Origin of the sequence: Modestobacter sp. L9-4, from assembly GCF_019112525.1 — a bacterium.
Taxonomy (GTDB): Bacteria; Actinomycetota; Actinomycetes; order Mycobacteriales; family Geodermatophilaceae; genus Modestobacter.
In genome coordinates, this window is record NZ_CP077800.1 from 4,212,465 (window position 1) to 4,224,113 (window position 11,649).

Annotated in this window: 11 protein-coding genes; all 11 read left to right on the forward strand. The window is 74.8% G+C overall.

Going from position 1 to position 11,649, the window contains the following annotated elements; translation table 11 throughout:
• Positions 1-66 precede the first annotated feature (66 nt).
• The 11 genes from KUM42_RS20030 (at position 67) to tyrS (ending at position 11,437) form a co-directional block, all read left to right on the forward strand.
• Positions 67-615 carry an RNA polymerase sigma factor gene (locus KUM42_RS20030; protein WP_237494266.1) on the forward strand — a complete coding sequence of 183 codons (549 nt, stop codon included), beginning with the start codon at positions 67-69 and terminating at the stop codon, positions 613-615.
• Complete coding sequence (locus KUM42_RS20035) at positions 605-1,894, forward strand: hypothetical protein (protein WP_237494267.1); 1,290 nt, start codon at positions 605-607, stop codon at positions 1,892-1,894. Before KUM42_RS20030 ends, KUM42_RS20035 begins: the two co-directional genes overlap by 11 nt.
• Before the next feature lie 63 nt (positions 1,895-1,957).
• The gene (gene argC / locus KUM42_RS20040; protein WP_237494268.1) at positions 1,958-2,998 is read left to right on the forward strand and encodes an N-acetyl-gamma-glutamyl-phosphate reductase; all 1,041 of its coding nucleotides are present in this window, start codon (positions 1,958-1,960) and stop codon (positions 2,996-2,998) included.
• Positions 2,995-4,146, forward strand: a complete 1,152-nt coding sequence (gene argJ / locus KUM42_RS20045) for a bifunctional glutamate N-acetyltransferase/amino-acid acetyltransferase ArgJ (RefSeq protein ID WP_237494269.1) — start codon at positions 2,995-2,997, stop codon at positions 4,144-4,146. The genes argC and argJ overlap by 4 nt, the downstream gene beginning before the upstream one ends.
• An 8-nt stretch (positions 4,147-4,154) precedes the next feature.
• Positions 4,155-5,330 (forward strand): acetylglutamate kinase, encoded by a 1,176-nt coding sequence (gene argB, locus KUM42_RS20050; protein ID WP_237494270.1) that lies wholly within the window; start codon positions 4,155-4,157, stop codon positions 5,328-5,330.
• Positions 5,327-6,514, forward strand: a complete 1,188-nt coding sequence (locus KUM42_RS20055; RefSeq protein WP_237494271.1) for an acetylornithine transaminase — start codon at positions 5,327-5,329, stop codon at positions 6,512-6,514. The genes argB and KUM42_RS20055 overlap by 4 nt, the downstream gene beginning before the upstream one ends.
• Entirely contained in the window at positions 6,511-7,458 is a 948-nt protein-coding gene (argF, locus tag KUM42_RS20060; RefSeq protein ID WP_237494272.1) for an ornithine carbamoyltransferase, read from the forward strand. Before KUM42_RS20055 ends, argF begins: the two co-directional genes overlap by 4 nt.
• Positions 7,434-8,009: an arginine repressor gene (locus tag KUM42_RS20065; protein WP_237494273.1), complete on the forward strand. Its 576-nt coding sequence runs from the start codon at positions 7,434-7,436 to the stop codon at positions 8,007-8,009. Before argF ends, KUM42_RS20065 begins: the two co-directional genes overlap by 25 nt.
• Complete coding sequence (gene argH / locus KUM42_RS20070; protein WP_255557525.1) at positions 8,006-9,460, forward strand: argininosuccinate lyase; 1,455 nt, start codon at positions 8,006-8,008, stop codon at positions 9,458-9,460. Before KUM42_RS20065 ends, argH begins: the two co-directional genes overlap by 4 nt.
• Positions 9,424-10,122, forward strand: a complete 699-nt coding sequence (locus tag KUM42_RS20075) for a DNA-3-methyladenine glycosylase (protein ID WP_237494274.1) — start codon at positions 9,424-9,426, stop codon at positions 10,120-10,122. The genes argH and KUM42_RS20075 overlap by 37 nt, the downstream gene beginning before the upstream one ends.
• Positions 10,123-10,141: 19 nt before the next feature.
• A complete protein-coding gene (tyrS, locus tag KUM42_RS20080; protein ID WP_237494275.1) occupies positions 10,142-11,437 on the forward strand; it encodes a tyrosine--tRNA ligase in 1,296 nt (431 codons plus the stop codon).
• The last annotated feature ends 212 nt before the right edge of the window (positions 11,438-11,649 follow it).

Below are 11,649 nucleotides of genomic sequence, written 5' to 3' on the forward strand. Positions count from 1 at the left end.
TGGCCTGTGACGATCGGGCCGAGCCGGACATGTGTCGGACGTGATCTCGACGCAGGGGCCGCCCCGATGACCAGCCCACCCGGAGCAGACGACCACTTCGCCACCGTCTACCGCACCTCCGGCACGGCGGTGCTGGGCTACGCGCTGCGCCGGTGTGCCTCCCGCGAGGACGCGCTGGACGTCGTGGCCGAGACCTTCGCGACCGCCTGGCGACGCCGCGCCGACCTGCCGGCCGACCCGGCCGAGGCGCGCCCGTGGCTGTTCGGCATCGCCCGGCACTGCCTGGCCAACAGCACCCGCAGCGCCGCCCGGACGGGCCGCCTCGGCAGTCGGCTCGCGGGTTCGTTCGTGCCCGACGCGGTGCCCGACCCGGCGGTGCTGCACGAGCAGTCGGTGGCCGCCCGGCGGATGCGCGACGCGCTCGCCGAGCTCTCCGCCGAGGACCGGGAGCTGGTGACCCTCATCGCCTGGGAGGGCCTGATTCCGGCCGGGGCCGCCGCCGTCCTCGGCCTCACCACCGGCGCGGCCCGCACCCGGCTGTACCGCGCCCGCACCCGGCTGAGGACCGTCCTCGCCGCCACCGCCGACGCAGAGGAGACCGACCATGCTCGCTGACCGGGAACTGGACGCGCTCCTCGACGCCGGCGCCGCCGTGCGGGACGTCGACCTGCCGCCGCTGCCCGAGGACTTCCTGCACGTGCTGCAGACCTCCGACCGGGACGACGCACCGGCGTCGGTGCTCGCCGCCCGGCAGCTGGTCTCCGACGCCCACGAGGCGCGGACCACCCCGCGACGCCGGCGGCCCTCCCGCCGCGTCGCCGTGCGTGCCGGCGCGGCCGTGCTCGCCCTCGCAGCGGCGTGGACCACGGCGGTCGTGATCGCACCGGAGGAGGGTCGTGCCCCGGAGGTGCCGACCGCGCAGCCGCCCGTCGTCGAGGCGCCGGTGCCCGCGCCGCTCCCGACGCCCGCGGAGCCCATCGACCCGCCGGGTGGGCTGTCGCTGGTCGCCGCCGAGGCCGTCACCTTCCCGTGGTCACTCGACCCCGCCCCGGTGGGCCTGGCCGTGCAGCTGACCCAGGTCGGCGGCCCCACGCCGTTCGGGGAGCAGCCCCCCGGCTGGATCGCCGAGTACCGCTCGGCGGACGAACCCGGCTTCACGTTCACGGTCAGCCAGACCGACCCCCGCGACCTCGGCCCCGGGAACGGCTCGTCGCCGCCGACCGGCGTCGTGGAGAGCAGGACGGTGACGGTGGCCGGGACACCGGCCGACGCCCGGCGGATCGTGCGGGACGCGCCGGACTGCGAGCCGGTCCCCGGCCGGCTGGACCGGACGGAGCCCCCCGCGCAGGTCTGCTCCGACACCCTCGCCGAGCTGGTCTGGCACCGTCCCGACGGTCGCTGGCTGCAGGTCTGGGGCGAGGGTGACACCTACGGGCGGGTCGACGCCGTGGTGGCGGTGGCCCAGTCGGTCGTCGAGCGGCCCCAGCCGGTGGCGGTCCAGGTGGGCCTGGCCCCGGAGGGCTGGACGGTGGCCAGCTACGAGTCCGGCAGCAACCTGACGCTGGTCGACGACGCGACTCCCAGCTTCCGCAACCAGGTCAACGTCAGCATGTGGGGCCGGTGGGACACCGACCACACCGTGCCCGGGTACCTGCAGTACCTGGCCCAGGGCGAGCCGGTGGAGGCGGTGACCGTCCAGGGGCGGCCCGCCGAGCTGGCCTCGGTGCCCGACCCGTTGACCGGTCCCGGCTTCCCGGACGAGCCTGAGCCGGCGCGGACGTGGTACGTCATGGGCCAGGTGCCGGGTGGTCCGGTCTTCCTCCTGCAGGCCCCGGACACCCTGTCCCGCGAGGACGTGCTGGCGGTCGCCGAACAGGTCACCTACGAGCCCTGACGGGCACCCGGGGGTCGACCCCGGCCGTGCACGGTCATGCAGGCGCATGTATTGTCATGCGTCGTGAGCAACGCGCAGACGTGGACGGTCGGGGTCACCGGCGCCACCGGGTACGCAGGCGGTGAGGTGTGCCGGCTGCTGGCCGGGCACCCCCAGCTGCGGCTGACCGGGGTGCACGCCAACTCGAGTGCCGGCCGACGCCTGGGCGAGCTCCAGCCGCACCTCACCCCGTACGCCGACCTGGTGGTCCAGCCCAGCGACGCAGCCGACCTGGCCGGCTACGACGTCGTCGTCCTGGCCCTGCCGCACGGGGAGTCCGCGGCCATCGCCGCGCAGCTGCCCGACGACGTCCTGGTCATCGACTGCGGCGCCGACCACCGGCTCAACGACCCGGCCGCCTGGGCGCGCTGGTACGGCAGCGAGCACGCGGGCACCTGGCCCTACGGCCTGCCCGAGCTGCCCGGTCAGCGCGAGCAGCTGGCCGGCGCGCGGCGGATCGCGGTCCCCGGCTGCTACCCGACCTCGGTCACCCTGGCCATGGCCCCGGCGCTGGCCGCGGGCCTGGTGACCCCCGACATCGTGGTCGTCGCCGCCAGCGGCACGAGCGGCGCCGGCAAGTCGGCCAAGACCCACCTGCTGGGCAGTGAGGTGATGGGCTCGGCCAGCGCGTACGGCGTCGGCGGGGTCCACCGGCACACCCCGGAGATGGTGCAGAACCTGTCACAGGCGGCCGGTACGAACGTGACCGTGAGCTTCACGCCGACGCTGGTGCCGATGAGCCGCGGCATCCTGGCCACCTGCTCGGCCCCGCTGGCCCCCGGCGTCGACGCGGCCGCGGCCCGCGCCGCCTACGCAGCCGCCTACGCCGACGAGCCGTTCGTGCACCTGCTGCCGCAGGGGCAGTGGCCCACCACGGCGGCGGTGCTGGGCGCCAACACCGTGCAGCTGCAGCTCGCCGTCGACCCCGACGCCGGCCGGCTGGTCGTGGTCGCCGCCGTCGACAACCTCACCAAGGGCACCGCGGGTGCCGCACTCCAGTGCGCCAACCTCGCCCTCGGCCTCCCCGAGACCACCGGTCTCCCGCTCGTCGGAGTCGCACCGTGACCGTCACCTCCCCGCAGGGCTTCCGGGCTGCCGGCGTCGCCGCCGGCCTCAAGAGCTCCGGCAACCCCGACGTCGCCCTGGTCGTCAACGACGGCCCCGACGACGTCGCCGCCGCCGTCTTCACCACCAACCGCTTCCCGGCGGCGCCGGTGCTGTGGAGCCGCCAGGTGCTCACCGCCCGGCGGCTCAAGGCCGTGGTGCTGAACTCCGGCGGCGCCAACGCCTGCACCGGGCCCGAGGGCTTCGGCGACACCCACGCCACCGCCGAGCACGTCGCGGCCGAGCTGGGCATCGGCGCGGGTGAGGTCGCGGTGGCCTCCACCGGGCTGATCGGCGTCCGGCTGCCGATGGACACGTTGCTGCCCGGCGTCACCGCCGCGGTCGGGAAGCTGTCCGCCGACGGCGGCACCGCCGCGGCCCAGGCGATCATGACCACCGACTCGGTGCCCAAGACCACCGTGCAGCGCGGCGAGGGCTGGACCGTGGGCGGCATCGCCAAGGGCGCCGGCATGCTCGCCCCGAGCCTGGCCACCATGCTCGTCGTCCTCACCACCGACGCCGTCGTCCCGCCGGAACTGCTGCAGACCGCGCTGGCGCAGGCCACCAGCGTCAGCGTCGAGCGGGTCGACTCCGACGGCTGCCTGTCCACCAACGACACGGTCATCGCCATGGCCAACGGCGCCAGCGGGGTCACGCCCACGGCCGAGGAGGTCACCGCGGCACTGACCGCGGCGATGACCGACCTCGCCATGCAGCTGCTGGCCGACGCCGAGGGCTCGACCAAGGACATCGCGATCACCGTCCGCGGTGCCGCCTCGGTCGCCGACGCGCTGACCGCCGGCCGGGCCTGCGCCCGCAACAACCTGCTGAAGACGGCGCTGTTCGGCAACGACCCGAACTGGGGCCGGGTGCTCGCCGCGATCGGCACCACCGACGCCGCGTTCGAGGCCGACCAGGTCGACGTGACGATCAACGGCGTCACCGTCTGCCGCAACGGCGCGATCGGCGACCCGCGCGAGGGCGTCGACCTCACCGGTCGGGCGATCGCCATCGACGTCGACCTGCGGGCCGGCACCGAGGAGGCGACGATCTGGACCAACGACCTCTCGATCGCCTACGTGCACGAGAACTCGGCCTACTCGACGTGACCAGCGGGATGAGCAACGACGAGATGAGCGCGGACGTGAGCAGCGCCCAGGACCCCACCCCGCCGGACGTCGCCCCGGACGAGACGGCACCGGACGAGACGGCACCGGACGAGACGGCACCGGACGAGACGGCACCGGACGGGACGGCACCGGACGGGACGGCACCGGGCGAGACAGCACCGGAGGGGACGCCGGCCGGGCCCGCGCAGGACCCCACGCCCCCGGACGTCGCCCCCGACGAGGCGCCGCCCCGGCGGATCGGCACCCACCGGGTGATGCGGGTCAACGACCCCGCCGGCGACGCGGCCAAGGTCGCCGTCCTCACCGGGGCGCTGCCCTGGCTGCGGGAGTTCCACGGCAACGTCGTGGTGGTCAAGTACGGCGGCCACGCGATGGTCGACGAGGAGTGCCGCCGCGCGTTCGCCGAGGACATGGTCTTCCTGCGGACCTGCGGCATCCTGCCCGTCGTCGTGCACGGCGGCGGCCCGCAGATCAGCTCGATGCTCAACCGGCTGGGCATCAGCAGCGAGTTCCGCGGGGGCCTGCGGGTCACCACCGAGGAGACCATCGACGTCGTCCGGATGGTGCTCACCGGGCAGGTGGGCCCGGAGGTCGTCGGCCTGATCAACTCCCACGGCCCGCTGGCCGTCGGGCTGTCCGGTGAGGACGGCGGGCTGTTCACCGCCGAGCGCACCGCCGCCGTCGTCGACGGCGAGCCGGTCGACGTCGGGCTGGTCGGGGACGTCGTGGCCGTCGACCCGGCGCCGGTCACCGCGCTGCTGGAGGCCGGGCACATCCCGGTCGTGGCCACCGTGGCGCCCGACGCCTCGGGCCAGGTGCACAACGTCAACGCCGACACCGCCGCCGCCGCGCTGGCCGTGGCGCTGGGCGCGGTCAAGCTCGTCGTCCTCACCGACGTCGAGGGCCTCTACGCCAACTGGCCCGACCGGGACTCCCTGGTCGAGCAGATCGACGCCCGCGAGCTGGCCGGGATCCTGCCCGACCTGGACGCCGGGATGATCCCGAAGATGGCCGCCTGCCTGCGGGCGGTCGAGGGCGGGGTGAAGCGGGCGACCGTCGTCGACGGCCGGCTGCCGCACGCCCTGCTGCTGGAGATGTTCACCACCGAGGGCACCGGGACGATGGTCGTCCCGGCCGACACAGACGGGGAGGCGACAGCATGACGACGCACACCGAGGAGCTGGCCACCCGCTGGTCGGCCGTGATGATGGGCAACTACAAGACCCCGCCCGTGGCCCTGGCCCGCGGCGCCGGCGCCAGCGTCTGGGACGTCGACGGCCGGGAGTACACCGACCTGCTCGGCGGGATCGCCACCACGATCCTGGGCCACGCCCACCCGGCGGTCGTGCACGCGATCACCGCGCAGGCGCAGCTGCTGGGCCACGTGTCCAACCTGGCCATGCACGAGCCGGAGCTGGTGCTGGCCGAGCGGCTGATCGAGCTGGCCGGCCGGCCCGGGCGGGTCTTCTTCGCCAACTCCGGCGCCGAGGCCAACGAGGCAGCGTTCAAGATCAGCCGGCTGACCGGCCGTACCGAGGTCGTCACCGCGCTCGGCTCCTTCCACGGCCGCACCATGGGGGCGCTCGCGCTCACCGGCCAGCCCGGCAAGTCCGGCGCCTTCGCGCCGCTGCCCGGCGGCGTCCGGCACGTGCCCTACGGCGACGCCGGCGCCCTGGAGCTCACCGACGCCACCGCGATGGTCTTCCTCGAGCCGATCCTGGGCGAGGGCGGCGTGCTGCCCGCCCCGGCCGGCTACCTGGCGGCGGCGCAGTCCGCGGCCCGCTCGGTGGGTGCGCTGTTCGCCGTCGACGAGGTGCAGACCGGCACCGGCCGCACCGGCACGTGGTTCGCCCACCAGGCCGACGGTCTGCAGCCCGACGTGATCACCCTGGCCAAGGCCCTGGGCGGTGGCCTGCCGCTGGGCGCCACCCTCGCCTTCGGTGCGGCCGCCGAGCTGATGACGGCCGGTTCGCACGGCTCGACCTTCGGCGGCAACCCGATCGCCGCGGCCGCCGCACTGGCGGTGCTGGACACCATCCGCGACGAGGGGCTGCTGGAGCGGGCCAAGGAGATCGAGCACCGCGTCACCGCCGGCGTCGAGGGCCTCGGGCACGCCGGGGTCAGCGGGGTCCGGGGGCGCGGCGCGCTGCTCGGTGTCGTCCTCACCGCACCGGTCGCCGCCGCGGCCGAGGCGCACCTGCGGGCGGCCGGCTTCCTCACCAACGCCGTCGCCGCCGACGTCATCCGGCTGGCCCCCTCCCTGGTGGTCACCGACGCCCAGCTCGACGCGTTCGTCACCGCCCTGCCCGCAGCCCTCGACGCCGCCCTGCAGGAGGCAGACCAGTGACCCGCCACTTCCTCGCCGACGACGACCTCACCCCTGACGAGCAGGCCGAGGTCCTCGCGCTGGCCGCCGCGCTCAAGAGCGGCCGGCACACCGCGGAGGCGCCCACGCCGCTCCGCGCCCCCAACGGCGCGCCCCGCACCGTGGCGCTGCTCTTCGACAAGCCGTCCACCCGCACCCGGGTCAGCTTCTCCGTGGGCGTCACCGAGCTCGGCGGCCAGCCGCTGGTCATCGACGCCGGCAACAGCCAGCTCGGCCGCGGGGAGTCCGTCGAGGACACCACCCGCGTCCTCGACCGCCAGGTCGCCGCCATCGTGTGGCGCACCGGCGGGCACGAGCGGATCGAGCAGATGGCCGCGGTGAGCCGGGTGCCGGTGGTCAACTCCCTCACCGACTCCTACCACCCGTGCCAGATCCTGGCCGACCTGCAGACCGTGGCCGAGCACAAGGGCACCCTCGCCGGGCTCACGTTCAGCTACCTGGGCGACGGCGCCAACAACATGGCGCACTCCTACCTGCTCGGCGGCGCGCTGGCCGGCATGCACGTGCGGATCGGCTCCCCGGAGACCTTCCAGCCCGACCCGGCCGTGCTCGAGCGCGCCGCCCGGATCGCGGCGGGCACCGGGGGCTCGGTGCAGTGGACCGCCGACGCGGCCGCGGCTGCCGACGGCGCCGACGTGCTGGTCACCGACACCTGGGTGTCGATGGGCCAGGAGGACGAGTACGCCGCCCGCAGCGCGCCGTTCCTGCCCTACGCCCTCGACGAGCAGGCGCTGTCCCGCGCGGCCTCCGACGCCGTCGTCCTGCACTGCCTGCCGGCCTACCGCGGCAAGGAGATCGCCGCCGACGTGATCGACGGCCCGCAGAGCGCGGTCTGGGACGAGGCGGAGAACCGGCTGCACGCCCAGAAGGCGCTGCTGCTGTGGCTGCTCGAGCGATCGGGGTGACCACGGCGCTGACCCGCTCGGCCCGGCACGCCCGGATCGCCGAGCTGATCACCGCCGGACCGGTGACGTCGCAGACCCAGCTGGCCCGGCTGCTGGCCGAGTCCGGCGTCGACGTCACCCAGGCCACCCTGTCCCGGGATCTCGAGGAGCTCGGCGCGGTCAAGATGCGCGGGTCCGACGGCGCCCCGGCGTCCTACGTGCTGCCCCCGGAGAACGCCCCGCTGCGTCCCGCGCAGTCCGCGCCGGCCCGGCTGACCCGGCTGCTTGCCGAGCTGCTCACCAGCGCCGAGGGCAGCGCCAACCTCGCCGTCGTCCGCACCCCGCCGGGGGCGGCGCAGTTCCTGGCCTCCGCGCTGGACAAGGTCGGCCTGCCCGACGTGCTGGGCACGATCGCCGGGGACGACACTCTGATGGTCGTCTCCCGCGCCCCCGACGGGGGCCCGGCCCTGGCCGACCGGCTGCGCGCGCTCGCCGAGCGCGCCGCCGCCGCACCGGCGCCCCAGGAGCCGGACACCGACCTGGACGACGACGTGGAGGAGAGCGCACCGTGAGCGAGACCGACGGCGAGAGCACCGGAGGCGGCCACACCCGGCTGTGGGGCGGTCGTTTCGGCGGCGGGCCCTCGGCGGCGATGGCGGCGCTGTCCAAGTCCACCGACGTCGACTGGCGGCTGGCTCCCTACGACCTGGCCAGCTCCCGGGCGCACGCCCGCGTGCTGCAGCGGGCCGGGCTGCTCACCGTCGACGAGCTGGCCCGGATGATCGGCGCGCTCACGGAGCTGTCCGCCGAGGTGGCCAGCGGGGCGTTCACGCCGATCGAGTCCGACGAGGACGTGCACGAGGCGCTCGAGCGCGGCCTGCTGGAGAAGCTGGGCGAGCTCGGCGGCAAGCTGCGCGCCGGCCGCAGCCGCAACGACCAGGTCGCCACCGACCTGCGGCTGTACCTGCGGCACAACGTACGGGCGCTGGTGCACGAGCTGGCCGGGCTGGAGAAGGCCCTCATCGGCCTGGCGCTGCGCTACCGGGACGTCGCCGCACCGGGGATGACCCACCTGCAGCACGCCCAGCCGGTGCTCATCGCCCACCAGCTGCTGGCGCACGCCCACGCCATATCCCGCGACGTCGAGCGGCTGTTCGACTGGGACAGGCGGGCGGCGGTCAGCCCGCTGGGCTCCGGCGCGCTCGCCGGCTCCTCGCTGGCCCTGGACCCCGACGCGGTCGCGATCGAGCTCGGCTTCGACCGCGCCGCCGACAACAGCATCGACGCGGTCAGCGACCGCGACTTCGCCGCGGAGTTCTGCTTCGTCGCCGCCCTGCTGGGCGTCCACCTCTCCCGCCTGGGGGAAGAGGTCGTGCTCTGGACGTCGACCGAGTTCGGCTGGGCCCGGCTCGACGACGCCTGGGCCACCGGGTCCTCGATCATGCCGCAGAAGAAGAACCCCGACATCGCCGAGCTGGCCCGCGGCAAGGCCGGCCGCTTCGTCGGCAACCTCACCGGGCTGCTGACGATGCTCAAGGGCCTGCCGCTGGCCTATGACCGCGACCTGCAGGAGGACAAGGAGCCGGTGTTCGACTCGATCGAGCAGCTGCTCCTGCTGCTGCCCGCGGTCACCGGGATGATGACCACGCTCACCCTGCGGCCCGAGGTCATGGAGGCCGCGGCTCCCCAGGGCTTCGCGCTGGCCACCGACGTGGCCGAGTGGCTGGTCTCCACCGGGGTCCCGTTCCGCTCCGCGCACGAGATCAGCGGCGCGATGGTCGCCTACTGCGAGCAGGCCGGCCTGGAGCTCGACGAGCTGGACGACGACCAGCTGGCCGCCATCGACGAGCGCCTCACCCCCGAGGTCCGCTCGGTGCTGCACGTCGACGGTGCGCTCGCCGCCCGCCGGGCCCGCGGTGGCACCGCTCCCGAGCGGGTCGCCGAGCAGCTGTCCTCGCTGGCCGAGCAGGCCCGCCGGCACACCGAGTGGTCGACGCTGTCCCCGGTGGCGGCGGCACTCTGAGCTCGTCGCCGCACCCCGCCGACCGGCCCGGGCCGGGCCCCCTCCTCACCGAGGCGGACCTGCTCGGGCCGGTCGACGTCGTGGGCCGGTCGCTGCTGGGCTGCTGGGTGGTCACCGACCGGCCCGAGGGCCAGGTGGCGGTGCGCCTCACCGAGGTCGAGTCCTACTCGGGGGAGGGGGAGGACCCGGCGTCCCACGCCCACCGCGGTCCGACCCCGCGCGCGGCGATCATGTTCGGCCCGCCCGGGCGGCTCTACGTCTACTTCAGCTACGGCGTGCACTGGTGCGCCAACGTCGTCGTCGGCTCGGCCGGCCGCGGGTCGGCGGTGCTGCTGCGGGCCGGTGAGGTCGTCGTGGGGGAGGAGCTGGCCGCCTCCCGTCGTCCCGCGGCGAAGGTCCCGCGGGACCTGGCCCGCGGCCCGGCGCGGCTCACCCAGGCGCTGGCCATCGGCCCGGCCGACAAGGACGCGCACCTCCTGGAGCCCTCCTCACCGGTGCGGCTGCACCGGGGGACGCCACCGGCAGCCGTCACGGCCGGGCCCCGGGTGGGGATCAGCGTGGCCATCGAGCTGCCCTGGCGGTTCTGGGAGACCGGTGCGCCCTCGGTCAGCGCCTTCCGCGCCGGGGGGAAGGCACGTCGGCGACCGGCACCGCCCGGGTGATCAGGCAGGATGGGCAGCCGTGACCGACGTGATCGACGAGCTGCACCGCCGTGGGCTGATCGCCCTGAGCACCGACGAGGACGCCCTGCGCGCCCACCTCGCCGAGGGGCCGGTCACCTACTACTGCGGGTTCGACCCCACCGCCGCCAGCCTGCACGTCGGGCACCTCATCCAGTTCATGGTGCTGCGGGCCCTGCAGCGGGCCGGGCACTCACCGATCGTGCTGGTCGGTGGTGCCACCGGGCTGGTGGGTGACCCGCGGCCGACGTCGGAGCGGGTGCTCAACGACCCGGCGCAGGTGGCCCAGTGGGTCGACCGGATCCGCCGGCGCGTGGCCCCGTTCCTGGACCGCCCGGCGCAGGAGAGCGGGCTGACCGCGCCGATCTACGTCGACAACCTCGACTGGACCGCCCCGCTGTCGGCGATCGAGTTCCTGCGCGACATCGGCAAGCACTTCCGGGTCAACCGGATGCTGGCCAAGGAGGCGGTGTCGGCCCGGCTCAACAGCGACGTGGGCATCAACTACACCGAGTTCAGCTACCAGATCCTGCAGGCCAACGACTTCCGGGAGCTGCACGCCCGGCACGGCTGCACCCTGCAGACCGGTGGCTCCGACCAGTGGGGGAACCTCACCGCCGGCATCGACCTGGTCCGCCGGACCGACGGCGCCGCGGTGCACGCCCTGGGGACGCCGCTGATCACCACCAGCGACGGCAAGAAGATCGGCAAGACCGAGGGCGCCACCGTGTGGCTGGACCCCGAGCTCACGAGTCCGTACGCGTTCTTCCAGTACTGGCTGACCCTGGACGACGTCGACGCCCGCGCCTGGCTCCCGCTGTTCTCCGAACGGCCCGCCGAGGAGGTCGCGGCACTGATCGCGGAGTCCGAGGAGCGGCCGGCCTCCCGGGCTCCCCAGCGGGCACTGGCCGAGGAGCTCACCGCTCTGGTGCACGGCGCCGGGGAGCTGGCCCAGGCCGAGGCCGCTGGCCGCGCCCTGTTCGGCCGGGCCGACCTGACCGAGCTGGACGTCGCCACGCTCGAGGCGGCACTGCGGGAGGCCGGCGCCGTGGAGGTCGAGGACCCCGCGGTCCCGGTGTCGACCCTGCTCCAGGCAGCCGGCCTGGCGTCCTCCCTGTCGGAGGCGCGGCGCACGGTCAAGGAGGGGGGCGCGTACGTGAACAACGTGCGCGTCACGGACGCCGACTCGGTGCCCGCAGCGGGGGAGTGGCTGCCCGGTGGGTGGCTGGTCCTGCGCAAGGGGAAGCGCAGCGTGGCGGGCGTGCACTGCGCGTCCGCAGAGGTCCCGACCACCTGATCCGTGCCCTGACCTGGGCGTCTGTGGCGTGTGAACGCCGGGTGACGGCCACGTTCCGGGCAGGTGGCGCGCGTCACCCGACCCCGGGTTTGACACCGCCGCCCGAGGCACGTAACTTTCTCTTTGCGCCGGGGACGACCGCGAGGCCGGGCCCGAAGCGCCGAGCAGGACAATACAAGCTGGCAACGACGATCCGAAAGGGTCTGGTTTGC